General features: G+C 61.0%; 20 protein-coding genes. 7 read left to right on the forward strand and 13 right to left on the reverse strand.

Features of this window, described 5'->3' with window-relative positions:
• Positions 1-210 precede the first annotated feature (210 nt).
• Entirely contained in the window at positions 211-1,557 is a 1,347-nt protein-coding gene (pmbA, locus tag AC1RDQ_RS27615) for a metalloprotease PmbA (protein ID WP_057716426.1), read from the reverse strand.
• Between the two features lie 108 nt (positions 1,558-1,665).
• On the opposite strand from pmbA, the gene yjgA reads away from it, so the two are divergent.
• Positions 1,666-2,190 carry a ribosome biogenesis factor YjgA gene (gene yjgA / locus AC1RDQ_RS27620; protein ID WP_056728351.1) on the forward strand — a complete coding sequence of 175 codons (525 nt, stop codon included), beginning with the start codon at positions 1,666-1,668 and terminating at the stop codon, positions 2,188-2,190.
• Between the two features lie 48 nt (positions 2,191-2,238).
• Here yjgA and tldD read toward each other — a convergent pair whose 3' ends face one another.
• The 8 genes from tldD to mreB all read right to left on the reverse strand — a co-directional run bounded on the left by tldD (position 2,239) and on the right by mreB (position 13,561).
• Positions 2,239-3,681 (reverse strand): metalloprotease TldD, encoded by a 1,443-nt coding sequence (tldD, locus tag AC1RDQ_RS27625; protein WP_057716428.1) that lies wholly within the window; start codon positions 3,679-3,681, stop codon positions 2,239-2,241.
• Between the two features lie 12 nt (positions 3,682-3,693).
• Positions 3,694-4,548 (reverse strand): carbon-nitrogen hydrolase family protein, encoded by an 855-nt coding sequence (locus AC1RDQ_RS27630; RefSeq protein WP_218494920.1) that lies wholly within the window; start codon positions 4,546-4,548, stop codon positions 3,694-3,696.
• Between the two features lie 184 nt (positions 4,549-4,732).
• On the reverse strand, positions 4,733-8,536 hold the full coding sequence (locus tag AC1RDQ_RS27635) for a YhdP family protein (RefSeq protein WP_492588666.1): 3,804 nt from the start codon (positions 8,534-8,536) through the stop codon (positions 4,733-4,735).
• A 75-nt stretch (positions 8,537-8,611) separates the two neighbouring features.
• A complete protein-coding gene (gene rng / locus AC1RDQ_RS27640) occupies positions 8,612-10,069 on the reverse strand; it encodes a ribonuclease G (protein ID WP_090453080.1) in 1,458 nt (485 codons plus the stop codon).
• Between the two features lie 45 nt (positions 10,070-10,114).
• Entirely contained in the window at positions 10,115-10,723 is a 609-nt protein-coding gene (locus AC1RDQ_RS27645; protein ID WP_057716431.1) for a Maf family protein, read from the reverse strand.
• Positions 10,724-10,755: 32 nt separating this feature from the next.
• Positions 10,756-11,247, reverse strand: coding sequence for a rod shape-determining protein MreD (gene mreD / locus AC1RDQ_RS27650; RefSeq protein WP_007970244.1), 492 nt, complete (start codon positions 11,245-11,247; stop codon positions 10,756-10,758).
• Complete coding sequence (gene mreC / locus AC1RDQ_RS27655) at positions 11,247-12,332, reverse strand: rod shape-determining protein MreC (RefSeq protein WP_492588682.1); 1,086 nt, start codon at positions 12,330-12,332, stop codon at positions 11,247-11,249. Before mreC ends, mreD begins: the two co-directional genes overlap by 1 nt.
• A 191-nt stretch (positions 12,333-12,523) precedes the next feature.
• Positions 12,524-13,561 carry a rod shape-determining protein MreB gene (gene mreB, locus AC1RDQ_RS27660; protein WP_002555108.1) on the reverse strand — a complete coding sequence of 346 codons (1,038 nt, stop codon included), beginning with the start codon at positions 13,559-13,561 and terminating at the stop codon, positions 12,524-12,526.
• A 211-nt stretch (positions 13,562-13,772) separates the two neighbouring features.
• Here mreB and gatC point away from each other — a divergent pair, with 211 nt between their 5' ends.
• The 6 genes from gatC (at position 13,773) to AC1RDQ_RS27690 (ending at position 19,013) form a co-directional block, all read left to right on the forward strand.
• Positions 13,773-14,060, forward strand: a complete 288-nt coding sequence (gene gatC, locus AC1RDQ_RS27665; RefSeq protein WP_003221657.1) for an Asp-tRNA(Asn)/Glu-tRNA(Gln) amidotransferase subunit GatC — start codon at positions 13,773-13,775, stop codon at positions 14,058-14,060.
• Between the two features lie 17 nt (positions 14,061-14,077).
• Positions 14,078-15,529, forward strand: coding sequence for an Asp-tRNA(Asn)/Glu-tRNA(Gln) amidotransferase subunit GatA (gatA, locus tag AC1RDQ_RS27670; RefSeq protein ID WP_057398872.1), 1,452 nt, complete (start codon positions 14,078-14,080; stop codon positions 15,527-15,529).
• Between the two features lie 10 nt (positions 15,530-15,539).
• Positions 15,540-16,985 (forward strand): Asp-tRNA(Asn)/Glu-tRNA(Gln) amidotransferase subunit GatB, encoded by a 1,446-nt coding sequence (gatB, locus tag AC1RDQ_RS27675; protein WP_090453075.1) that lies wholly within the window; start codon positions 15,540-15,542, stop codon positions 16,983-16,985.
• A 164-nt stretch (positions 16,986-17,149) separates the two neighbouring features.
• The gene (locus AC1RDQ_RS27680; RefSeq protein ID WP_008051680.1) at positions 17,150-17,524 is read left to right on the forward strand and encodes a septal ring lytic transglycosylase RlpA family protein; all 375 of its coding nucleotides are present in this window, start codon (positions 17,150-17,152) and stop codon (positions 17,522-17,524) included.
• A 50-nt stretch (positions 17,525-17,574) separates the two neighbouring features.
• Positions 17,575-18,636: a calcium/sodium antiporter gene (locus tag AC1RDQ_RS27685; RefSeq protein WP_492588668.1), complete on the forward strand. Its 1,062-nt coding sequence runs from the start codon at positions 17,575-17,577 to the stop codon at positions 18,634-18,636.
• A complete protein-coding gene (locus AC1RDQ_RS27690; protein ID WP_492588670.1) occupies positions 18,633-19,013 on the forward strand; it encodes a carboxymuconolactone decarboxylase family protein in 381 nt (126 codons plus the stop codon). The genes AC1RDQ_RS27685 and AC1RDQ_RS27690 overlap by 4 nt, the downstream gene beginning before the upstream one ends.
• A gap of 156 nt (positions 19,014-19,169) precedes the next feature.
• On the opposite strand, the gene AC1RDQ_RS27695 is transcribed toward AC1RDQ_RS27690, so the two are convergent.
• The 4 genes from AC1RDQ_RS27695 to AC1RDQ_RS27710 all read right to left on the reverse strand — a co-directional run bounded on the left by AC1RDQ_RS27695 (position 19,170) and on the right by AC1RDQ_RS27710 (position 24,859).
• Entirely contained in the window at positions 19,170-20,111 is a 942-nt protein-coding gene (locus AC1RDQ_RS27695) for an AEC family transporter (RefSeq protein WP_150812817.1), read from the reverse strand.
• 187 nt (positions 20,112-20,298) lie between these two features.
• Positions 20,299-21,852, reverse strand: a complete 1,554-nt coding sequence (gene garD / locus AC1RDQ_RS27700) for a galactarate dehydratase (RefSeq protein WP_057716438.1) — start codon at positions 21,850-21,852, stop codon at positions 20,299-20,301.
• An 11-nt stretch (positions 21,853-21,863) separates the two neighbouring features.
• Positions 21,864-23,225 carry an MFS transporter gene (locus AC1RDQ_RS27705; protein ID WP_057716439.1) on the reverse strand — a complete coding sequence of 454 codons (1,362 nt, stop codon included), beginning with the start codon at positions 23,223-23,225 and terminating at the stop codon, positions 21,864-21,866.
• A 188-nt stretch (positions 23,226-23,413) separates the two neighbouring features.
• Positions 23,414-24,859, reverse strand: coding sequence for an aldehyde dehydrogenase family protein (locus AC1RDQ_RS27710; protein ID WP_489847680.1), 1,446 nt, complete (start codon positions 24,857-24,859; stop codon positions 23,414-23,416).
• Position 24,860: the final 1 nt, after the last annotated feature.

Below are 24,860 nucleotides of genomic sequence, written 5' to 3' on the forward strand. Positions count from 1 at the left end.
ATAATGAGAACCAAAACAAGACCGTGCCGACACAGCAGATCCATTGTGGGAGCGAGCCTGCTCGCGAAGGCGTCATCACTTTCAACATTGATTTCGTCTGACACGCTGCTATCGCGAGCAAGCTCGCTCCCACAGGGGATCTGAGTTGTAGCCAACAAAAAAGGCGCGCCACCCAATGGGTGGCGCGCCTTTTGGTGAAGCGGCCGTGGCTTAGCTGCCTGCTACCGTCATCCGCTCGATCAGCACCGAGCCGGTGCGAATGTTACTGCGCAGTTCCAGATCATTACCCACGGCAACGATCTGCTTGAACATGTCGCGCATGTTGCCGGCGATGGTCACTTCCTGCACCGCGAACTGGATTTCACCGTTCTCGACCCAATAACCCGCTGCACCACGGGAGTAATCGCCGGTGACCATGTTGAGGCCCTGCCCCATCAATTCAGTCACCAGCAAGCCACGCCCCATGCGCCGCAGCAACGCCGCCTGGTCTTCGTCGCCATGGGTGACGAACAGGTTGTGCACGCCACCGGCGTTGGCCGTGCTCGGCATACCGAGCTTGCGGCCGGAATAGGTGCCGAGGATGTAAGACACCAACTCGCCCTTTTCGACGAACGGTTTGGCGTAGGTTGCCAAACCATCACCGTCGAACGCTGCACTGCCCATGGCACGCATCAGATGCGGACGTTCGTCGATGGTCAGCCACTCCGGAAACAGCTTCTGCCCGAGAGTGCCCTCAAGGAAGGACGACTTGCGATACAGGCTGCCGCCGGAAATCGCCGACAGGAAACTGCCGAACAGCCCCCCAGCCAACTCTGCGGAAAACAGCACCGGCACCTCGCAAGTCGGTACCGGACGTGCGCCCAGACGACTTGCCGCCCGTTGCGCAGCGCGTTGACCGATGCTCACCGGGTCGGCGAGCAGATTGCCCTGGCGGTTCACGTCGTACCAGTAATCGCGCTGCATCTGGCCATCGGCCTCGGCGATCATCACGCAGCTCAGACTGTGCCGAGTCGATGCGTAACCGCCGATAAAGCCGTGGCTATTGCCATAAACGCGGCAGCCCTGATGGGTACTGAGGGTGGTGCCGTCGGCGTTCTTGATCCGGCTGTCGGCGGCAAACGCCGCGGCTTCACAGGCCAGGGCCTGTTCGATGGCTTGTTCCGGAGTGATGTCCCATTGGTGGAACAGGTCGAAATCCGGAATATCGCGCGCCATCAGCGCGGCATCCGCAAGGCCCGAGGCTTCGTCTTCCGAAGTGTGTTTGGCAATGGCCAGTGCAGCGGCGACGGTTTCGCGAATCGCATCAGGACCGCTGGCCGAAGTGCTGGCCGAGCCTTTGCGTTGCCCCACGTACAAGGTGATGCCAAACCCCTGGTCGCGGTTGAACTCAACGGTTTCGACTTCACGCTGGCGCACCGAAGTCGACAACCCCTGCTCCAGCGACACCGCCACTTCACAGGCGCTGGCCCCCTGGCGCTTGGCTTCAGCGATGATCTGCTCGACTTGTTCCTGCAGTGCCGGCAACGCTTGTGGGCCGACGCTTTCAACTGCACTCATGCTGTTCTCCACTCAAATTCTGCTTTCGGTAACGGTCATCGAGCGACCGGGCCGGACAAGCGGCCCCCGACTGGTTATCATGGCGGCGTTTCTTTGCGGACGGCCACCATGGTTGATTCTTACGACGACTCCCTCGATACGGGAGAAAAAAGCAAATCCCAGGTCAAACGCGAGCTGCATGCTCTGGTTGACCTTGGCGAGCGCCTTACAACACTCAAGCCTGACTTGCTGGCAAAACTGCCCTTGACCGACGGAATGCGTCGGGCTCTGGCCGATGCGCCCAAGCACACCGCGAACATCGCGCGAAAACGGCACCTTCAGTTCATCGGCAAACTGATGCGCGATCAGGACACTGCCGCCATTCTGGTTCTGCTCGATCAACTCGATGCCTCCACCCGTCAATACAACGAACGCTTCCATAACCTGGAACGCTGGCGCGATCGTCTGATTGCCGGCGACGATGCCGTACTGGAAAAATTCGTCGTCGACTACCCGGACGCGGACCGCCAGCAATTGCGCTCCCTGATCCGTCAGGCCCAGCATGAGGTTGCGCAAAACAAACCTCCTGCTTCCAGCCGTAAAATCTTCAAGTACATCCGTGAGCTGGACGAGACTCAACGCGGTCTGCGTTAATTCTCGAAGCGGGTGAGCTGCCTCGCAGCTCACCCGCAGCCTCACTTCTTACGACCCCGTGCCACCCACGGTGATCGCATCAATCTTCAGCGTTGGCTGGCCGACACCCACCGGCACCGACTGCCCATCCTTGCCACACGTACCCACGCCGCTGTCCAGCGACAGATCATTACCGACCATCGACACCTTGCTCATGGCTTCCGGCCCGTTGCCGATCAGGGTTGCGCCCTTGACCGGAGCGGTAATCTTGCCGTCCTCGATCAGGTACGCCTCGCTGGTGGAGAACACGAACTTGCCGCTGGTGATGTCCACCTGACCGCCACCCAGGTTGGCGCAGTAAATGCCGCGCTTCACCGAAGCGATGATTTCCGCCGGGTCGCTTTCGCCGGCGAGCATGTAGGTGTTGGTCATGCGCGGCATCGGCAGGTGCGCGTAGGATTCGCGACGGCCGTTACCGGTGCGTGCCACGCCCATCAGGCGGGCGTTGAGCTTGTCCTGCATGTAGCCTTTGAGTACGCCGTTTTCGATCAGCGTGGTGCACTCGGTCGGCGTGCCTTCGTCGTCGACACTCAACGAGCCACGGCGACCGGCCAGGGTGCCGTCATCGACAATGGTGCACAGCTTCGACGCAACCATCTCGCCCATGCGACCGCTGTAGGCCGAACTGCCCTTGCGGTTGAAGTCGCCTTCCAGACCATGACCGACCGCTTCGTGCAGCAACACGCCCGACCAGCCGGAACCGAGCACCACCGGCAAGGTACCGGCCGGTGCCGGAATGGCTTCGAGGTTGACCAGCGCCTGGCGCAACGCTTCACGGGCATAGCCCATGGCGCGGTCTTCGCCGAGGAAATAACGGTAATCGGTCCGACCGCCACCGCCATGCCCCCCGCGCTCGCGGCGACCGTTCTGCTCGACGATCACACTGACGTTGAAGCGCACCAGCGGCCGTACATCCGCGGCCAGACCGCCGTCGGTGGAAGCCACCAGAATCCGTTCCCAGACACCGGCCATGCTCACGGTGACTTGCTGGATGCGTGGGTCGAGGGCGCGGGTCGCGGCATCGATTCGCTTGAGCAAATCGACTTTCTCGGCACGGGTCAGCACTTCCAGGGGATTGTCCGGCGCATACAACTGCGCGACATCCTGGCTGGTGAATGCCTGCACGGTGCCATTCTGGCCAGCGCGGGAAATCGAACGGGCGGCCCGCGCCGCCGCGCCAAGGGCTTCCAGGGTGATGGCATTGCTGTAGGCAAAACCGGTTTTTTCACCCGATTGCGCGCGCACGCCCACACCTTGGTCAAGGTTGAAGCTGCCTTCCTTGACGATGCCGTCTTCCAGCGCCCAGGACTCGGAGATCTGCCCCTGGAAATACAGGTCGGCCGCATCGATGCCCGGCCCGGCCAGGTCGCCGAGCACGCCTTGCAGGCTCTCGATCGTGACGCCACCGGGCGCCAGCAGGTGTTCACTGACTGAGGACAACAACTCGCTCATATGCTTTACGCCTTAAATTCGTCGTTCTGATGCAGGTCGCTGGGCGCCCTGCGAGAAAAAGCGCCGGTGACTGGACACCGGCATCCGCGCCCGGATGGACGCCTGTTCGCTGCTGTCGCGTTCGGCCAGCAGCACGGCCTCGCCTTGATCCTGTTGTGCCAGCACACGCCCCCACGGGTCGATGATGGCAGCATGACCGAAAGTTTCCCGCGGCCCCGGATGCGTCCCACCCTGGGCAGCCGCGAGCACATAACATTGTGTCTCGATGGCCCGTGCGCGAATCAGTACATCCCAATGCGCCGCGCCGGTCACTGCCGTGAAGGCCGAAGGGGCGGTAATCAGTTCCGCGCCGGCCGCGCGCAATTCGCTGTACAGCTCCGGGAAGCGCAAGTCGTAACAGACCGTCAGGCCAACCCGCCCAACCGGTGTGTCCGCCACCACGACCCCACTGCCATAAGCATAGTCATCGGATTCACGATAACGGCCGCGATTGTCGGCCACGTCGACGTCGAACAGGTGCAGCTTGTCGTAGCGCGCCACCGTTTCACCCTGGTCATCGACCAGCAACGAACAGGCATGCACCTTGGCCGCCGGTTGATCCACCGGCGGCAACGGCAACGTGCCGGCCACAATCCATAACTTGAGGTCGCGTGCGGTCTGTTTCAACCAGGGCAGGATCGGGCCTTCGCCCAGTGCTTCGGCGCGCCCGATGTCGGCAATGTCGCGCCGGCCCATGGCGGCGAAGTTCTCCGGCAATACCGCGAGCTTCGCGCCACCGGCGGCCGCTTGCTCGAGCAGCCGACGGGCCTGGGCCAGATTGGCCAGCACATCGCTCTGGCTGACCATTTGAATCACCGCTAGAGACATGGCCTTTTCCTTATTGAAACCAACACAGACCTTGTAGGAGCGAGCTTGCTCGCGATGAGTTTGAATGCGACGCGTTTTTTTCAGACAGCCTGCGTCATCGTTCACGTCCATCGCGAGCGGGCTCGCTCCTACAGGGGGCGAGCCGCAATGGCCATGCTACTCCATAGGCCCGAAGGATGGCGTTTCAAAAAGCCTTGTCGAAGGCAATCTTCGGTTCTTTCCAAGGCCCTTTGACGGTGTACTTCACACTGGCGAAACGGGCGACCCGGTCTCCGATCAGCTTGTCGATCAGGAACAGCGCCCCGCCGACCGCGGGTGCACCGACGATCAATGCGGCAATCGGCAGGTTATTGGTCACCGGCAAGGTCACCATCAGTTTCGCATCGATCTGATCGGCCACCATGTTCAGGGTGCCGTCGAGTTCAATGGTGCTCGACGGGCCCGTCAGCTGGATCGGCTTACGGGTGACATACACACCATTGGTCCCGACCAGCAGCCCCTTGACCCGGTCATAACTCAGGCCTTTGCCGAACAGGTCGGAGAAGTCCAGGCGCAGGCGCCGGCCGATGGAGTTGAAGTTGAGCAAGCCAAATACCCGCAGCGCCTGGGCACTGCCCTCAACCTCGACGAACTGACCCTGATTGAGGGTCGCATCAAGCGTGCCGGAGAAACGCTTGGTCGCCACCCAGGCCGGTGAGCCGGGCCAGCGGCCATCGACATCCATATAGAAGTCCTGGCTGGTGACGCTCGGCGCAAACCCCCAGCCCTTGAGCACATCGGCGAGGTTCTTGCCGCTGATACGACCCTTGTACCAGCTGTTGCTGGCGCCAGGCACGCCTTCCCAACCACCGCTGCCCACCAACAGCATGCCCTTGAGGCCCAGGTCCAGGGAGTTGAACTCTATGCCCTTGGGCGTCGGACGAATTTTCAGCGACCAGCCCCCCACCAGATCCTGCCCCTGGAATAGCTGATTGATGGTGATGTCCATCGCAGGGATTTTTGTCGGGTCCACCGACGCCAGCGGATCCGGCGAATTTTCATCGGCCAGCACGGTCGGGTCCGGTGCGGGCAGGCGCACAGTTTGCAGATTGATCGTGATCGGCGTGGCTTTCGCATCGGGAAGGCTGGCGCTGCCATTGATCTGCTGGCTGTCCAGTTGTAGCGCCCAGGCGGAAGGCTTGCGCGCCAGCTGGATCGAGGCCTGATCGAGGGTGGTGCCGATACCGCTGAGCTTGCCCACCTTGAAATCCGCGCCGCTGAGCAGTTGCCTGGCGCTGCCGCCGGGGTCTTGTCCGGCGTATCTGTCCACCAGATCCTTCCACGGGCCAACGTCCAGCTCCGACAGCACGCCCCGTATCCGCAAGCCTTTGGTGCCAGGCAAGACGGACTCGCCGCCACCGAGGAACAACTCCCCGCGACCGTCGGCGAAACTACTGGCCGGGGCCGCGAACGTGAAACTCGCCAAGTCCCCGTAATTGACCCAATAACGCCGCTCGTCGCCCTGCAAGGTCATGCGGAACGTGGTGTCGCGCCCGGCCCCGGAGGTTATGCCGAACGGTGCAGGCAAATCGACGGCCACGCCCTTGAGGCTGGAATTGACCATCAACTGGCTGTCGGCGCCGTCCAGGGTCAGTTGCAGTTGATACGGGATCACACCGCTCACTGGCAGAGGCTGGGTGACCTTCAGCCAGTCAGTCAGTTTCTTGACCTCGACCTGCCCTGACGCAGCCACCCGGGTACTGTGCTTGCTTGGGCTGCCATCGGCAAATATCTGTGCGGTGACCGGTTTGTCGAACGCCCGGGCGCTGATGTTCTGCCCGGTCAGGCCTTTGCCGCTGTCAAAACGGAAATCACCTTTGAGTTGGGTCAGTTCCAGCGCAGGTTCGGCCAGTTTCAAGCGCGCCTTGGCGGTCTTGAAATCGACGAGGATCTTCGGCTCCTCGCCTTTTGCCAGGGGAATATCGAGCTTCAACTTGCCTTGCAGGTCGCCCTCGCCTTCCCAGCCGGCAAAGGTTGCTCCGGTGCCGATCGGTGCTTCCTGGAGGATTTTCAGGCCATCGCCCAAACCGCCGGCAAATCCGCCATCGAGGAACAAATGAACGTTCTGCCCGGCCGGCACATGGGGAATGTCGACGTAGATATCGTTGACCTGGGTGTCGAGCAACTGGCCCGTGCTGGCCAGAATCCGCACGCCGCTGTCTTCGACAAACACATCGCCGCTGACCTTGCTGACATGGGGCCAGCCCGGCTGGAAGGCCAGTTCGGCATCGTGAACCTTGAAGTACAGGCTGATGCTGCGATCGACATCCGCGGCACCGGGGCTGAGCGACCCTTGATACTGGAAGAAGCCTTGATCCACCGCGCCCTTGAGAATCGCCGTGCGCAACCATTCGTCCAGCGCCGGACTGAGGACCGTCGGCAAGTACTTGGCGGTGTAGCGACCGTCACCGTCCACCAGGCCGACCCGCAGGTCCATGTAGTCTTCCCGGGTGTGATCGAAATACAGGCGAATCAGGAAGTCGCCGGCGATCTTGCCTTCCTCGCCCAGCACTTTCAGATACGGCGCGATCAGGGTGAAACCTTCTTTATCGAGTTTCCAGGTCAGCCGCGCATTGGCCTGAATGTACTGCCATGGCTTGGCGAAAATCGGGTCCAGGTGCAGCATGAAATCCTTGCTGTCCATGCGCAGTTCGCCGTGCCCCAGGTCACCGCTGATGCTGCCGCTGACATTTCGCGCCGCCGGCGCACCGTGATAGGCGTCGAAGCCCACCTGGTCGAGGTTGGCGGCAAACCCGAACTTGCTGTCGTCGGTGGCATTGGGGCGGAAGTCGATCAGCACGTTACGCAGGCCACCCGTGACCTTGAGCCGCTCGACGACCGTGGCAAAACCCTCTGGTAACGGCGCCAGGGCGTTGAGCAGCGGGGTCAGCGGCGTGAGATCAACCCGGTCGGCTTGCAGGTGCCAGAGTTCTTCGGTTTTATCGGTGGCGGCGTTTTGCGTGAGCTGCAGATGCGTTTCCCAGCGAGTCTCGCCGAAGTTCATCGCCAGGGAGTCCAGAGTCACTGACGCACCTTTGGCACTGCGCTGGAAGTAACCATTGAGCGCCAGGTTATTGATCTGGATCGGCTTGCGCTCGGCGTAGGCGCCCTTGAGTTGTGGCGCGTTCACGCGCACCGCAGCGCTTTGCAAGGCGCCTTTGCCCCAAGTCACCCACAGCTCGCCGCCGGCCTTGATCTCGGAAAAATTCCACTGTTGGGTCAGACGTTCAGGCAACCACTTCGACCAGTCGCTTTGCGGCAGGCTCAGGTAGACCTCGGCTTCACCGTCCTTCCATTGGCTGGCTCGAATACGGGTACGCAGACTCATGGCCACCGGTTGCCCGTCCGGCAGGGTCAGCCGTGCGTCGAGCCGCTGCCGCGACGTCCCGGTTTTCAGATTCAGGCCGACATAAGTCAAGGTCAGCGGCGATTCGCCAAACGGCTGCAAGGTCACCTGGCTGTCGAGCACCGACAGTTGCTGGATCATCTGCATCTGATTGAGCAGTTGCTCCGGATCGGTGGGCTGGTCCTGGCGCATCGGCAAACCTTCCAGAGCCCACTGACCGCCCTCACCTTGCCTGAGGTTGATCTTGAGGCCGCTGAACTCCAGATGAGCGATGCGTACCTGGCGGGCCAACAAGCTGGCCCAAAGGTCCGGCACCGCGCGCACCTGATCCAGGTGCAAGGCATTGGCGCCGTCGCCGACCGTCACGTCGCGGGCCATCAATATAGGGGCGAATCCACTCCAGTTGCCTTCGAGCTCGCCGATCTGCAACGGCATGCCCAAGGCATCGCTGGCTTTGGTTTCGATGTCGGCGCGGTACTCGGCGACTAGCGGCGTCAGCTCCCGGCCAAGGCTGACGTAGAGCGCCATCAACACCAAAACCAACGCGCACAGGCCCAGACCCCAGCGGGTCAGTGCGGCCAATATGCGTGTCAGACGGTCCATGTCAGGTGGCTCCCATGGCAAAAGTTTTGCAAAAAGCTGAGGCCAGCCATTCTCGAACAATCAAAACAAAACGCTTCAGAGCAGCACCACGTCGTATTGTTCCTGGGAATACATGGTTTCGACCTGGAAGCGGATGGTGCGCCCGATAAACCCTTCCAGTTCGGCAACGTTGCCCGACTCTTCGTCGAGCAGGCGGTCCACCACTTTCTGGTTTGCCAATACACGATAGCCTTCCGCCTGATAGGCGCGAGCCTCGCGTAGGATTTCACGGAAGATTTCGTAGCAAACGGTTTCCGGGGTCTTGAGCTTGCCCCGTCCCTGACAGGCATTGCACGGCTCGCACAACACCTGTTCAAGGCTTTCGCGAGTGCGCTTTCGGGTCATCTGCACCAGGCCCAGCTCGGTGATACCGATGATGTTGGTCTTGGCGTGATCGCGCTCCAGTTGCTTTTCGAGCGTGCGCAACACCTGGCGCTGGTGCTCTTCATCTTCCATGTCGATGAAGTCGATGATGATGATTCCGCCCAGGTTACGCAGGCGCAATTGACGGGCGATGGCCGTCGCGGCTTCGAGGTTGGTCTTGAAGATGGTCTCTTCGAGATTGCGATGGCCGACGAACGCCCCGGTATTGACGTCGATGGTGCTCATGGCTTCCGCCGGATCGACCACCAGATAACCGCCGGACTTGAGCGGGACCTTGCGTTCGAGTGCCTTCTGGATTTCGTCTTCGACGCCATACAGGTCGAAAATCGGCCGCTCGCCCGGGTAATGCTCCAGGCGGTCAGCGATCTCGGGCATCAGTTCGGCGACGAATTGCGTGGTTTTCTGAAAGGTTTCCCGGGAGTCGATGCGGATCTTCTCGATTTTCGGGCTCACCAGGTCACGCAGGGTGCGCAGCGCCAGACCGAGGTCTTCGTAGATTACGCTAGGCGCACTGATGGTTTTGATCTGGGCGTTGATCTGATCCCAGAGACGGCGCAGATAACGGATGTCCATGAGGATTTCATCCGCGCCGGCACCTTCGGCTGCCGTGCGCAGGATGAAACCGCCAGCTTCCTTGATACCTTCCTTGGCCACGCAATCAGTGACCACCTGTTTGAGGCGTTCGCGCTCGGCTTCGTCTTCGATCTTCAGAGAAATACCGACATGGGCCGTGCGCGGCATGTACACCAGATAACGTGAAGGAATCGAAAGCTGGGTAGTCAGGCGTGCGCCTTTGGAACCGATCGGATCCTTGGTCACCTGCACCACCAGGCTCTGGCCCTCGTGCACCAGTGCACTGATGCTCTCGACCGCCGGGCCTTCTCGCACGGAAATTTCCGACGCATGAATGAACGCGGCACGGTCCAGGCCGATATCGACGAATGCCGCCTGCATTCCAGGCAATACCCGCACGACTTTGCCTTTATAGATGTTGCCGACGATCCCGCGCTTTTGCGTACGCTCGACGTGGACCTCTTGCAGGACACCGTTTTCGACCACCGCCACGCGCGACTCCATCGGCGTGATGTTGATCAGAATCTCTTCACTCATGGCAGGGTCTCGTTCAGGCATGTTCACGATAATGGCCGCATCTGTTCAGAACGTTGCTTGGTGTGCGTTCCGGGGTTGCCAACAGGGTATGCCGAAATGGCCGAGCAGTTCCGCGGTTTCGCAAAGCGGTAGTCCGACCACCGCTGAATAACTTCCATCGAGCCCGGCGACAAACACCGCACCCAGTCCTTGAATGCCATAACCGCCCGCCTTGTCCCGTGGTTCGCCGCTGGCCCAGTAGGCTGCGGCTTCCTCACGACTGATATCTCGAAAACGTACCCGGCTGGTGACAACCCGGGACTCGCAACGTCCGCCATCGAGCACGGCAATCGCGGTCAGGACTTCATGTTCACACCCTGACAGCATCGTCAGCATGGCGCACGCATCCGCTTGATCAACCGGTTTGCCGAGAATTTTTCCATCGAGCACCACGGCGGTATCGGCACCGAGCACGCAGAATGGTTCGTCAGACACGACGCCGCCGCGCCCGGCCTCGGCCTTGCCGCGCGCCAGACGCTCGACGTAGGCCGATGGGGATTCTTGAGCTAAAGGAGTTTCATCGATGTCCGCACTGACGGCGCAGAACGCAACGCCGATCTGCGTGAGCAATTCACGTCGACGCGGCGAACCAGAGGCGAGGTACAACCGTTTCATCAAGACCTCTCCCTGTCCAATGCCTGAGCGAATTAATTGATTTTGTAGCGTCGACGCAGTCCGCGCAAACCGAAACTGATCCAAGGCCAAAGCAGCGCACTGACCAGTGCCGGCAGCACCAGCGCCAACGTCGGCTGACGATTGCCGGTCAAGGCACTGAGCCACAGTTGTACAAGCTGGGCGAGGCCGAAGATCACCAGGATCACCAGGCTCTGTTGCCACATCGGGAACATCCGCAGGCGCTGCTGCAGCGCCAGCACCAGATAGGTGATGAGCGTCAGGATCAAGGCATTCTGACCCAGCAAGGTACCGTAGAGCACGTCTTCAGCCAGCCCCAGGCAAAACGCCGTCACCATCCCGACGGTCTGCGGCAGGTTCAACGCCCAGAATGCCAGCAACAACGCCAGCCACAGCGGGCGCAGGATTTCCATGAATTGCGGCAGAGGCGAAACGCTCAACAGCAGACCGACGGCGAACGTCAGCCAGACTATCCAGCCGTTTCGGGATGCTTTCACACCGCCCATTATTCTCTCCCCACTGGAGTGGCCGGCGCGGACACTGGCGGTTTGGCGGCAGGCTTCGCGGCAGCGGGTTGCGCCGCCGGCGGTTTAGTCGCGGCCGCAGGCTTGGCTGGCGTGGTGGTTGGCTTGGCTGGCGCGGTGGCCGCAGGTGCCGCCGTCGCAGGAATCGCCGGTGCGGCGGCCGGTGCAGCGGGGATCGCGGGGATCGCGGGGCTGACCGGTTTCGGAACCGTCGATGGAATGATCGGCCCACCGCCCTGCGCATCCAGGCTTTCCTGGGCCTGGGCGGCAGCGTTGACGCGCTCTTCGGCAGTCCGGTTGTCGCTGAACACCAGCAACAGGTAACGGCTACGGTTCAAGGCGGCGGTCGGAACGGCGCGGACAATGGCAAACGGCTGGCCGGAATCGTGAATCACTTCCTTGACCGTCGCCACCGGATAACCCGCCGGGAAACGCTGACCGAGGCCGGAGCTGACCAGCAGGTCGCCCTCCTTGATGTCGGCGGTATCGGCCACATGCCGCAACTCGAGACGTTCCGGGTTACCGGTGCCGCTGGCAATCGCCCGCAAACCGTTACGGTTCACCTGCACCGGAATGCTGTGGGTGGTATCGGTCAGCAGCAAGACGCGGGAGGTGTAGGGCATCAACTCGACCACCTGCCCCATCAGGCCACGGGCATCGAGTACCGGCTGACCGAGGACTACGCCATCGCGCTCACCTTTATTGATGATGATGCGATGGGTGAAGGGGTTGGGGTCCATGCCGATCAACTCGGCCACTTCGACCTTCTCGTTGACCAGGGCCGAAGAGTTGAGCAACTCGCGCAGCCGAACGTTCTGCTCGGTCAGGGCGGCAAGCTTCTGCATGCGCCCCTGCAACAGCAGGTTCTCGGTCTTGAGTTTTTCGTTTTCGGCGACGAGTTCGGTCCGGCTGCCAAACTGACTGGCAACGCCTTCCCACAGTCGTCCGGGCAGGTCGGTGATCCAGTAGGCGTCCATCAGCACCAGCGACATCTGGCTGCGTGCAGGCTTGAGCAGACTGAAACGGGCATCGACCACCATCAGCGCGACCGATAGCACGACCAGCACCAACAGGCGCACGCCAAGTGAAGGGCCCTTGGTGAAAAGCGGTTTAATAAGCCGCTCCTCCCAGGCAAATGTTCTGTTTATTCATACGGCAGCAATCCGGCCTGGATGCAGACTGACAGAAGATAAACGCGAACAGGCAGCACTGCAAAGTGCCGCCTGCGCGCTCAACAGCATAGAGGCAATCCGGCGACTTATTCGCTGGAAAGCAGGTCCATGGTGTGTTTATCCATCATTTCCAATGCACGGCCACCGCCGCGAGCAACGCAGGTCAGCGGGTCTTCGGCAACGATCACCGGCAGACCGGTTTCCTGGGCCAGCAATTTGTCCAGGTCACGCAGCAAGGCGCCACCACCGGTCAGTACCAGGCCACGTTCGGCGATATCGGAAGCCAGCTCCGGAGGCGATTGCTCCAGGGCGCTTTTCACGGCCTGAACGATGGTTGCCAGGGACTCTTGCAGAGCTTCCAGCACTTCGTTGGAGTTCAGGGTGAATGCGCGTGGAACGCCTTCGGCCAGGTTACGGCCGCGAACGTCGACTTCGCGAACTTCGCCGCCCGGATACGCGGTACCGATTTCCTGCTTGATGCGCTCGGCGGTGGATTCACCGATCAGGCTGCCGTAGTTGCGACGTACGTAGGTGATGATCGCTTCGTCGAAGCGGTCGCCGCCCACACGTACGGATTCGGCGTAAACCACACCGTTCAGGGAGATCAGCGCGATTTCAGTGGTACCGCCACCGATATCCACGACCATCGAACCGCGAGCTTCTTCAACCGGCAGGCCGGCACCGATCGCAGCGGCCATTGGCTCTTCGATCAGGAACACTTCACGGGCACCGGCGCCAAGGGCCGATTCACGGATGGCACGACGCTCAACCTGGGTGGATTTGCATGGAACGCAGATCAACACGCGTGGGCTAGGCTGCAGGAAGCTGTTTTCGTGAACCTTGTTGATGAAGTACTGCAGCATTTTTTCGCACACGCTGAAGTCGGCGATCACGCCGTCTTTCATCGGACGAATGGCAGCAATGTTGCCCGGCGTACGACCCAGCATGCGCTTGGCTTCGGTGCCGACAGCAACGACACTTTTCTGGTTACCGTGTGTCCGAATGGCCACAACGGAGGGCTCATTCAGGACGATACCGCGCTCGCGCACGTAAATAAGGGTGTTGGCAGTGCCCAGGTCAATGGAAAGATCGCTGGAAAACATGCCACGCAGTTTCTTGAACATGGGAAAGGGACCCTAGGCAACGCGTGGGTAAAAAAGTGCGGCAAACTCTAACAACGACAGGGATTTTGGGCAAGGCGCCAATATGTTAAATTGGCCGCTTTTCTGTGCACCAAGCCCCACAATCGCGGCCTTATGACCGTAGAAGTGCGGTAGTGTTCCGACAATCTAACACACGGACGCCGTCCGTTTTGTTTTCCACTGGAGAATCCCAATGGCGCTTGAACGCTCCGACGTGGAAAAAATCGCTCATCTGGCCTGCCTTGGCCTTAATGATGCCGATCTTCCACACATCACTTCGGCCCTTAACAGCATTCTCGGGCTGGTCGACGAAATGCAGGCGGTCGATACCGATGGTATCGAACCGCTGGCCCACCCACTGGAAGCCAGCCAGCGCCTGCGCGCAGACGTCGTGACCGAGACCAATCACCGCGAGGCCTACCAGTCCATCGCACCAGCGGTCGAAAACGGCCTGTACCTGGTTCCGAAAGTCATCGACTAATAGGGAAAGAGCCTGCAATGCATCAATTGACTCTGGCCGAGATCGCCCGCGGACTCGCCGATAAAAAGTTTTCCTCCGAAGAGCTGACCAAGGTCCTGCTGGCGCGCATCGCCCAGCTCGACCCGCAGCTCAACAGTTTCATCAGCCTCACCGAAGACCTGGCGCTGACGCAGGCGAAAGCCGCTGACGCCCGCCGGGCCAATGGTGAGAGCGGTGCCCTGCTCGGCGCGCCGATCGCCCACAAGGACCTGTTCTGCACCCAGGGCATTCGCACCAGCTGCGGCTCGAAGATGCTCGACAACTTCAAGGCCCCGTACGACGCCACCGTCGTCGCCAAGCTGGCCGCTGCCGGCGCCGTGACCCTGGGCAAGACCAACATGGACGAATTCGCCATGGGTTCGGCCAACGAGTCGAGCTACTACGGCGCGGTGAAAAACCCGTGGAACCTGGAACACGTTCCGGGTGGTTCGTCCGGTGGTTCGGCCGCCGCGGTGGCCGCTCGTCTGTTGCCTGCGGCTACCGGCACCGACACCGGCGGCTCGATCCGCCAGCCAGCAGCATTGACCAACCTCACCGGCCTGAAACCGACGTACGGTCGCGTATCGCGCTGGGGCATGATCGCTTACGCCTCCAGCCTCGATCAGGGCGGCCCGTTGGCGCGCACTGCCGAAGACTGCGCGATTTTGTTGCAAGGTATGGCCGGCTTCGATCCGAACGACTCCACCAGCATCGATGAGCCCGTGCCGGACTACAGCGCCAGCCTCAACGGTTCGCTGCAAGGCCTGCGTATCGGTGTGCCGAAAGAGTACTTCAGCGCCGGTCTCGACCCGCGCATTGCCGACCTGGTCATGGCCAGCGTCGAAGAGCTGAAAAAACTCGGCGCCGTGGTCAAGGAAATCAGCCTGCCGAACATGCAGCACGCGATTCCTGCGTACTACGTGATCGCCCCGGCGGAAGCGTCCTCCAACCTGTCGCGTTTCGACGGCGTACGTTTCGGCTACCGTTGCGCAGACCCGAAAAACCTGGAAGACCTGTACAAGCGCTCCCGTGGCGAAGGTTTCGGGACAGAAGTGCAGCGCCGGATCATGGTCGGTGCCTACGCCCTGTCCGCCGGTTACTACGACGCCTACTACCTGAAGGCGCAGAAGATTCGTCGCTTGATCAAGAACGACTTCATGGCCGCCTTCAATGAGGTCGACATCATCCTCGGCCCAACCACGCCGAACCCGGCCTGGAAGCTTGGCGCCAAGAACAGCGACCCGGTCGCTGCGTACCTGGAAGACGTCTACACCATCACCGCCAACCTCGCAGGCCTGCCCGGCCTGTCGATGCCAGCCGGTTTTGTCGACGGCCTGCCGGTCGGCGTGCAATTGCTCGCTCCGTATTTCCAGGAAGGTCGCCTGTTGAACGTTGCCCACCAGTATCAGTTGAACACTGACTGGCACACCCGCACCCCAACCGGCTTCTGAGGAGACACACATGCAATGGGAAGTCGTGATCGGGCTGGAGATTCATACCCAGCTCACCACCCGGTCGAAAATCTTTTCCGGTAGTTCCACCACCTTCGGTTCCGAGCCGAACACCCAGGCCAGCCTGGTAGACCTGGGCATGCCGGGCGTATTGCCGGTGCTGAACCAGGAAGCGGTGCGCATGGCGGTGATGTTCGGTCTGGCGATTGACGCCGAGATCGGCCAGCACAACGTGTTCGCCCGTAAAAACTACTTCTACCCGGATTTGCCCAAGGGCTACCAGATCAGCCAGATGGAGCTGCCGATCGTCGGCAAGGGCCACCTGGACATCGCCCTCGAGGACGGCACGGTCAAACGTGTCGGCATCACCCGCGCGCACCTGGAAGAAGACGCCGGCAAGAGCCTGCACGAAGAATTCAGCGGCGCCACCGGCATCGACCTGAACCGTGCCGGCACGCCGCTGCTGGAAATCGTCTCCGAGCCGGACATGCGCAGCGCCAAGGAAGCCGTGGCCTACGTCAAGGCGATCCACGCCCTGGTGCGTTACTTAGGGATTTGCGACGGCAACATGGCCGAAGGTTCGCTGCGTTGCGACTGCAACGTGTCGATCCGTCCGAAAGGCCAGGCCGAGTTCGGCACCCGCTGCGAGATCAAGAACGTCAACTCGTTCCGCTTCATCGAGAAGGCGATCAACAGCGAAATCCAGCGTCAGATCGAATTGATCGAAGACGGCGGCAAGGTGATCCAGCAGACCCGCCTGTACGACCCGAACAAGGACGAGACCCGTCCAATGCGCAGCAAAGAGGAAGCCAACGACTACCGTTACTTCCCCGATCCGGACCTGCTGCCGGTGGTCATCGAGAACTCCTTCCTCGACGACGTGCGCGCCACCCTGCCGGAATTGCCACCGCAAAAGCGCGAGCGCTTCCAGGAGCAGTTCGGTCTGTCGGTCTACGACGCCAGTGTGCTGGCCACCAGCCGCGAGCAAGCCGATTACTTCGAGAAAGTCGCGAGCATCGGCGGCGACGCCAAACTGGCGGCGAACTGGGTGATGGTCGAGTTGGGCAGCCTGCTCAACAAGCAAGGTCTGGACATCGAAGAGTCGCCGGTTTCCGCCGAGCTTCTGGGCGGCATGCTGCTGCGCATCAAGGACAACACTATCTCCGGCAAGATCGCCAAGGTGGTGTTTGAAGCGATGGCCAACGGCGAAGGCAGCGCAGACGAGATCATCGACAAGCGCGGCCTCAAGCAAGTGACCGACACCGGCGCCATCTCGGCGGTGCTGGACGAAATGCTCGCGGCCAACGCCGAGCAGGTCGAACAATACCGCGCGGCAGACGAAGCCAAGCGCGGCAAGATGTTCGGCTTCTTCGTCGGTCAGGCCATGAAAGCCTCCAAAGGCAAGGCCAACCCGCAACAGGTCAACGAACTGCTCAAAAGCAAGCTCGAAGGCTGATGAGAATGGAGCCAGCCCTAAAATCTGGCTCCATTCCCTGTGGGAGCGACGGTGCGACGATTCGACTTGCTCGCGATAGCGGTCCGGCACTCAACACAAAGTTGACTGTCAGAATGCCAATCGCGAGCAAGCTCGCTCCCACATTTGTTTTCGGAAGCTTTCAAATGAAGCGTCTACTTGGACTTTGCGCCCTCCTTTCGCTCCTGGCCGGTTGCGCCAGCACCGACACCGTCGATCCGCATGGCTACGACAAAACCGGCGTGGCTTCGTACTACGGCGCCAAACACCAAGGCAAACGCACCGCCAACGGCGAGCGTTTCAACATGAATTCCATGACCGCCGCCCATCGCCAGCTACCCTTCGGTACACGGGTGAAGGTCACCAATCTGAATAACGACAAATCCTGCGTGGTGCGCATCAATGATCGCGGGCCGCACACCCGGGGCCGCCTGATCGACCTGTCCAAGGAAGCCGCCGAGCGCCTGGGCATGCTGCGCAGCGGCACCGCGCGGGTTCGCGTGCAAGCCCTCGACGACTGACCGATGGAGCCCCGACCATTTTCGGATTAGCCGATTTACCCCTGATCAGCGTGATCGAATTGCTCAGCGGATTGCTCCTGCTGATTGTCGGCGCCGAATTGATGGTGCGCGCCGCCGTACGCATCGCCGCGCGATTGCACGTACGACCGCTGATCATCGGCCTGACCATCGTCGCCCTCGGCAGCAGCGCACCGCAGATGGCGGTCAGCCTGCAAGCGACCCTGGCGCACAATGCCGACATCGCCGTCGGCAGTGTGATCGGCAGCAGCATTTTCAACATCCTCGTCACCCTCGGGTTGTCTGCGCTGATCATTCCGCTGCGGGTTTCCCGACAATTGGTGCGCCTGGATATTCCGTTGATGATCGGCGCCAGCCTGTTGGTGTTCGTACTCGCCTGGAATGAAGAACTGACCCGGGCCGACGGCGTGATGTTGCTGACGGCGCTGGCGATTTACCTGGGCTTGTTACTGCGTCAGTCGCGACACTCGGCACGCCCGGTATCGAGCCATGATCACAACGGCCAGGCGTCATGGCTGAGCAGCCTGCTGATGATCGTCGCCGGACTGGCGATGCTGGTGTACGCCGGACACTTGCTGCTGGGGGCAGCCGTTGCGGTCGCTACCGACCTTGGGCTGTCGGAGCGGATCATCGGCCTGACCATCGTCGCCGTCAGCACCTCACTGCCTGAGCTCGCCACTTCGTTGATCGCGGCTATACGCGGCGAACGCGATATTGCCGTGGGCAACGTGATTGGCAGCAACCTGTTCAACCTCTTGGGCGTGCTCGGCTTTACGGCGCTCGTGGCACCGTCACCACTGTCGGTGTCGCCCAACGCCCTGGATTTCGACCTGCCGGTGATGCTCGGCATCGCGGCGCTGTGCCTGCCGGTGTTCTACTCCGGCTATCGGGTGACCCGCGCCGAAGGTCTGCTGTTTCTGGGTTTGTACCTGGCGTATGGGCTGCACGTGGTGTCGTTCACCACCGGCATGCCACTGGCCGGCAAGCTGGAACACTTGATGCTGTTATTCGTCCTGCCAGCGCTGGTAGCGTTTTTGCTGTTCACGTCACTACGCGCCTGGCGTCGCCAACACCATAAGAAGGAAGTCCCATGACCGAGAATACAAAACCCGGCGTTGAAGTCCGCCGCCAAGTGATGGGCGACGCCTTCGTCGACCGCGCACTGGGCAACGCCACCGAGTTCACCCAGCCGCTGCAGGACTTCGTCAATGAACACGCCTGGGGCGGCGTGTGGAATCGCGAAGGCCTGCCGCTGAAAACCCGCAGCCTGATCACCCTCGCAGCCCTGACCGCACTCAAGTGCCCGCAGGAGTTGAAAGGTCACGTACGCGGCGCACTGAACAACGGCTGCAGCGTGGAGGAGATTCGCGAAGCGCTGCTGCATTGCGCGGTGTATGCCGGTGTGCCGGCGGCGATTGATGCGTTTCGGGCGGCGCAGGAAGTGATCGACAGTTACCAGAAGCCAGAGTGAGTCATTGAAATTCAGGCTGCCTGATCTGGCGCCATCGCGAGCAAGCTCGCTCCCACAGGGGTCTTCGGTGTGAATAGAATTTGATCAACAACAAAGAAACCTGTGGGAGCGAGCTTGCTCGCGATGAGGCCCTAAAGCACAGCGACAATCCGGAAGCTAAATCCACCCACCCCACTGCAACAAAAAGATCCCGATATTGGTGGTCACCGCCGCCATCAACGTGGTGATCACGATAATCGCCGCCGCCAGTTCATGATTGCCATCCGCCGCCCGGGCCATGACGAAACTGGCCGCTGCCGTCGGGCTGCCGAAGTACAAAAACAGAATCCCCAGCTCCGCACCACGGAAGCCCCAGAGCCACGCACCGAGTGTCGCCAGGATCGGCAGACCGAGCATTTTCACCAGGCTCGAACTGAACGCCATCGAACCGCTTTTGCGCAGCGCCGCCAGCGACAGCGTGCCGCCGATGCAGATCAGCGCCAGCGGCAACGTGGTTTGCGCCAGGTACTGACCGGAGGTTTCCAGCCAGCCGGGCAAGCCGATCTTGAAATAGGCGAAGGGTGCAGCCGCAATCACGCTGATGATCAGCGGATTGCTGAACACGCTTTTGCAGATGCTCCACGGATCGGACTTGATCACCGGGCTGTACACCGCCAGCACGATGGTCGACAGCGTGTTGTAGAACAGGATCACCAGCGCCGCGAGGATCGCCCCGAGGGAAATCCCGTAGTCGCCATACATGCTTGCCGCCAGCGCGAGGCCAATGACCCCGTTGTTACCGCGAAAGGCACCTTGGGTGTAGATCCCCCGATCTTCCCGCGGGCACTTCCAGATCGCCCAAACCCAGGCGATGGCAAAACACACCAGGGTCGCAAGGGAAAAATAGATCAGCAGCGCTGGCTGTAACGCCGCGTGCAGGTCGGCATGCAGGATGCCCAGAAACAGCAGCGCCGGCATGGTGACGTTGAACACCAATGCCGACGCGGTGTGGATGAAATTGTCGTTGATCCAGTCGATGCGCTTGAGCAGCACCCCCAGAAACAGCATGACGAACACCGGCGCGGTGATGTTCAGGGTTTCGAGGAAAATTGCCAGCATGCCGGGATGACCTTGGGGGTGGGCGTCGTTAGGGGGCTAATGATAAGCCACCAAGTCCCCTGGCGTCTGTTAGACCGATATCGCGAGCAAGCTCGCTCCCACATTTTTCCAGTGCCGAACACAAAATTTATGCACGGCGAAAATCCACTGTGGGAGCGAGCTTGCTCGCAATGAAGGCGACTTGGTCTTAGGTGATCGGCGCCGGGTTAAACAAGGTGATGTCGTTATGCAGCTTGTGCTGCTCGGCCCATGTCTGCTTCTTGCCGCTCGCCACGTCCAGATAGTAGTGGAACAACTCCCAGCCAAGATCTTCGATGGATGCGCGCCCGGTGGCAATTCGCCCGGCGTCGATGTCGATCAGGTCCGGCCAGCGTTGCGCCAGTTCGGTCCGGGTCGATACCTTCACCACCGGCGCCATGGCCAGCCCGTAAGGCGTGCCGCGACCGGTAGTGAATACATGCAGGTTCATCCCCGCCGCCAACTGCAACGTCCCGCAGACAAAGTCGCTGGCCGGGGTCGCACAGAAAATCAGGCCTTTGCGCTTGAAACGCTCGCCAGGGCCAAGCACGCCATTGATCGCGCTGCTGCCGGACTTGACGATCGAGCCCAATGACTTCTCGACGATGTTCGACAACCCGCCCTTCTTGTTGCCCGGCGTGGTGTTGGCACTGCGATCCGCCTCGCCCTTGGCCAGGTAGCGGTCGTACCAGTCCATTTCCCGCACCAGTTCCTGGGCGACGTCCTGATTTTCCGCGCGGGAGGTCAGCAGATAAATCGCATCGCGCACTTCGGTGACTTCGGAGAACATCACCGTCGCACCGGCGCGCAGCAGCAGGTCCGAGGCATAGCCGAGCGCCGGGTTGGCGGTGATGCCGGAGAACGCATCACTGCCCCCGCATTGCATGCCCAGGATCAACTCGGATGCCGGCACGGTTTCCCGGCGACGTTGATCGAGCTTCTTCAAGCGCGTCTCGGCCAGTTCCATGATCTGCTCGATCATCTCGGTGAAGCCGTGACTGGAATCCTGCAAGCGGTACAGCCATGGCTCGCTCAAATCCACCGAGCTGTCGTTCTCGTGCATCACTTGCCCGGCCTGCAGTTTCTCGCAGCCCAGGCTGATCACCAAGGCTTCGCCACCCAGGTTCGGGTTGCGCGCCAGGTTGCGCACGGTGCGGATCGGGATGTACGCGTCGGTGGCGGTGATGGCCACGCCACAACCGTAGCTGTGGGTCAGCGCCACCACGTCATCGACGTGCGGGTACTTGGGCAGCAACTCGTCCTTGATGCGCTTGACCGCATGATCCAGTACTCCGGTCACGCACTGCACGGTGGTAGTGATGCCGAGAATGTTGCGCGTGCCGACGGTGCCGTCGGCGTTGCGATAACCCTCGAAAGTGAAGCCCTCCAGCGGTGCTTGCGCGGCCGGCACGTCGGTGGACAGCGGCAGGCTGTCCAGCGGTGGCGCGGTCGGCATGCGCAGTTGATCTTCCTTGACCCAACTGCCTCGGGGAATCGGCTGCAAGGCATAGCCAATGACCTGGCCATAACGAATCACCTGGCCACCTTCGGGAATGTCTTCCAGGGTGACCTTATGGCTCTGCGGCACGAAATCCACGGTAACCAGACCGTCCGCAAACTCGGTGCCGGCCGGTACACCCTGATCATTGACCACGATCACTACGTTGTCCCGCTCGTGCAGGCGGATGTAGCGCGGCGAGTCGGAATGTTCAATCAACTGCATGACACCGCTCCTCAGGAATGCGCTTGAGACAATTTGCCTGGGGCTTCAGTACCGTTCGCTGGTGGCTCTTTGAGCACCACGCGCTTGATCGGGCCCACGATCACCAGGTAGCTGAACACCGCAACCAGTGCGTTGCAACCGACGAACACCAACGCCCACTTGAATGAACCGGTGGAGCTGATGATGTAACCGATCACGATTGGAGTGGTGATCGAAGCAATGTTACCGAAGGTGTTGAACAGGCCACCGCTCAGACCGGCGATCTGCTTCGGCGAAGTGTCGGACACCACGGCCCAGCCCAGTGCGCCGACGCCTTTGCCGAAGAACGCCAGGGCCATGAAGCCGACGACCATCCATTCTACGTCCACGTAGTTGCACGCCACGATGCTGCTGGAAACCAGCAGGCCAGCAATGATCGGCGCCTTGCGGGCGAAGGTCAGGGAATGGCCCTTGCGCAACAGGTAATCGGAAATCACCCCGCCGAGCACACCACCGATGAAGCCGCAGATTGCCGGCAAGGACGCGATGAAACCGGCCTTGAGGATGGTCATGCCGCGCTCCTGCACCAGGTACACCGGGAACCAGGTCAGGAAGAAGTAAGTGATGCCGTTGATGCAGTACTGGCCCAGGTACACGCCGAGCATCATGCGGTTGGTCAGTAACTGGCGGATGTAATCCCACTTCGGACCGTCGGACTTCTTGCCCTTCTGGTCCATGTCGACCATGCCGCCGTTTTCGGAGATGTGCTTGAACTCAGCATCGTTGATCCGTGGGTGTTCGCGCGGGCTGTAGATCACTTTCAGCCAGACCAGCGAGAAGATGATGCCCAGGATACCCATGACGATGAACACGTGCTCCCAGCCGAAGGAGTAGACGATCCAGCCCATCAGCGGAGCGAACAGCACGGTGGCGAAGTATTGCGCCGAGTTGAAGATCGCCGAGGCCGTACCGCGTTCGGCAGTCGGGAACCACGCCGCAACGATTCGGGCGTTACCAGGGAAGGACGGCGCTTCAGCCAGGCCCACCAGGAAGCGCAGCATGAACAGCGCAACCACCGCCGTGGACATGCCGAATTCACCGACGAAGCCTTGCAGCACGGTGAACAGCGACCAGGTGAAGATGCTCAATGCGTAGATTTTTTTCGAGCCGAAACGGTCCAGTAGCCAGCCGCCGGGGATTTGCCCGGCCACATAGGCCCAACCGAATGCGGAGAAGATGTAGCCGAGGGTCACGGCGTCGATGCCGAGGTCTTTTTGCAGGCTGGAGCCAGCGATTGCGATGGTAGCCCGGTCGGCGTAGTTGATTGTGGTCACCAGAAACAGCATGAGCAGGATCAAATAGCGGACGTGAGTCGGCTTCTGGGTCGATTGCATGTAGATGTACTCCCACTGATTATTTTTATGCGGGTAATAACGGTGCTTTGCAGGAGCGAGCTTGCTCGCGATGGTCGTCAACGATGACGCTGGGCATCAGGCTGAACTTCGCGATCTCGAGACCATCGCGAGCAGAGCTCGCTCCTACAGGGGGCGCGGTATCGTTGCCAATACCGCGGTGTTTCTTGTTACGAACCGATGTAGCTGGTCTTCACGACCGTGTAGAACTCTTGCGCATAGCGACCTTGCTCACGTGATCCATAGGATGAACCTTTACGCCCACCGAACGGAACGTGGTAATCCACACCGGCGGTCGGCAGGTTGACCATCACCATCCCGGCCTGGGAGTGGCGTTTGAAGTGGTTGGCGTACTTCAGCGAGGTGGTGGCAATGCCCGCCGACAGCCCGAACTCGGTGTCGTTGGCCATGGCCAGCGCGGCTTCGTAATCGGCGACGCGGACGATGTTGGCCACCGGGCCGAAGATCTCTTCCTGGCTGATGCGCATCGAAGCTTCGCTGTCGGCAAACAGGGTTGGCGCGAGGAAGTAGCCCTCGGTGTCGCAAGTCACCAGACCACCGCCGCTGACCAGACGCGCACCTTCGGACTGGCCGATGTCGATGTACTTCATGTCCTGCTCGAGTTGCGCTTGCGAGACCACCGGACCGATATCGGTACCCGCCTTCAATGCATGGCCGACCTTGATCGACTTCATGCGCTCGGCCATGGCTTCGACGAACTGGTCGTGAATCCCGGCGGTGACGATAAAGCGGCTGGAAGCCGTGCAACGCTGGCCGGTGGAGTAGAACGCGCTCTGCACTGACAACTCGACCGCTTGCTTGAGGTCGGCGTCGTCGAGAATGATCTGCGGGTTCTTGCCGCCCATTTCCAACTGGACTTTGGCCTGGCGCGATACACAGCTGACAGCGATCTGACGACCCACGCCCACGGAACCTGTGAAGCTGATGCCGTCGACTTTTGGGCTGTGGACCAGTGCATCGCCCACCACGCGACCGCTGCCCATCACCAGGTTGAACACACCGGCCGGGAAGCCTGCGCGGGAGATGATTTCGGCCAGGGCCCAGGCGCAACCTGGAACCAGGTCTGCGGGTTTCAGCACGACGCAGTTGCCGTAGGCCAGGGCCGGGGCGATTTTCCATGCCGGGATGGCGATCGGGAAGTTCCACGGGGTGATCAGACCGACCACGCCCAAAGCTTCGCGAGTGACTTCAACGTTGACGCCCGGACGCACCGACGGCAGGTAGTCGCCGGACAGGCGCAGGCACTCGCCGGCGAAGAACTTGAAGATATTGCCGGCGCGGGTCACTTCGCCGATGGCTTCAGGCAGGGTCTTGCCCTCTTCCCGGGCCAGCAGGGTGCCGAGTTCTTCGCGACGGGCGAGGATCTCAGTACCGACTTTATCCAGGGAATCGTGACGCGCCTGAATGCCGGACGTGGACCAGGCCGGGAACGCGGCACGGGCGGCGTCGATGGCAGCGTGGACCTGAGCCAGATCAGCCTTGGCGTAGTCGCCGATGGCGTCGGTCAGTTCGGACGGGTTGATGTTGGTCGAATAGTCGCCACCGGCAACCCATTCGCCGTTGATGTAGTTATCGAAACGCTTTGCTTCTGCCACT

Source organism: Pseudomonas sp. GW823-FHT02E01 (assembly GCF_058797535.1).

What these genes read in the sequence shown, in the direction of transcription:
- pmbA (WP_057716426.1), bottom strand. Translation starts at nt 1,557, where the DNA reads ATGAGTGCAGTTGAAAGCGTCGGCCCACAAGCGTTGCCGGCACTGCAG.
- yjgA (WP_056728351.1), top strand. Translation starts at nt 1,666, where the DNA reads ATGGTTGATTCTTACGACGACTCCCTCGATACGGGAGAAAAAAGCAAA.
- tldD (WP_057716428.1), bottom strand. Translation starts at nt 3,681, where the DNA reads ATGAGCGAGTTGTTGTCCTCAGTCAGTGAACACCTGCTGGCGCCCGGT.
- AC1RDQ_RS27630 (WP_218494920.1), bottom strand. Translation starts at nt 4,548, where the DNA reads ATGTCTCTAGCGGTGATTCAAATGGTCAGCCAGAGCGATGTGCTGGCC.
- AC1RDQ_RS27635 (WP_492588666.1), bottom strand. Translation starts at nt 8,536, where the DNA reads ATGGACCGTCTGACACGCATATTGGCCGCACTGACCCGCTGGGGTCTG.
- rng (WP_090453080.1), bottom strand. Translation starts at nt 10,069, where the DNA reads ATGAGTGAAGAGATTCTGATCAACATCACGCCGATGGAGTCGCGCGTG.
- AC1RDQ_RS27645 (WP_057716431.1), bottom strand. Translation starts at nt 10,723, where the DNA reads ATGAAACGGTTGTACCTCGCCTCTGGTTCGCCGCGTCGACGTGAATTG.
- mreD (WP_007970244.1), bottom strand. Translation starts at nt 11,247, where the DNA reads ATGGGCGGTGTGAAAGCATCCCGAAACGGCTGGATAGTCTGGCTGACG.
- mreB (WP_002555108.1), bottom strand. Translation starts at nt 13,561, where the DNA reads ATGTTCAAGAAACTGCGTGGCATGTTTTCCAGCGATCTTTCCATTGAC.
- gatC (WP_003221657.1), top strand. Translation starts at nt 13,773, where the DNA reads ATGGCGCTTGAACGCTCCGACGTGGAAAAAATCGCTCATCTGGCCTGC.
- gatA (WP_057398872.1), top strand. Translation starts at nt 14,078, where the DNA reads ATGCATCAATTGACTCTGGCCGAGATCGCCCGCGGACTCGCCGATAAA.
- gatB (WP_090453075.1), top strand. Translation starts at nt 15,540, where the DNA reads ATGCAATGGGAAGTCGTGATCGGGCTGGAGATTCATACCCAGCTCACC.
- AC1RDQ_RS27680 (WP_008051680.1), top strand. Translation starts at nt 17,150, where the DNA reads ATGAAGCGTCTACTTGGACTTTGCGCCCTCCTTTCGCTCCTGGCCGGT.
- AC1RDQ_RS27690 (WP_492588670.1), top strand. Translation starts at nt 18,633, where the DNA reads ATGACCGAGAATACAAAACCCGGCGTTGAAGTCCGCCGCCAAGTGATG.
- AC1RDQ_RS27695 (WP_150812817.1), bottom strand. Translation starts at nt 20,111, where the DNA reads ATGCTGGCAATTTTCCTCGAAACCCTGAACATCACCGCGCCGGTGTTC.
- garD (WP_057716438.1), bottom strand. Translation starts at nt 21,852, where the DNA reads ATGCAGTTGATTGAACATTCCGACTCGCCGCGCTACATCCGCCTGCAC.
- AC1RDQ_RS27705 (WP_057716439.1), bottom strand. Translation starts at nt 23,225, where the DNA reads ATGCAATCGACCCAGAAGCCGACTCACGTCCGCTATTTGATCCTGCTC.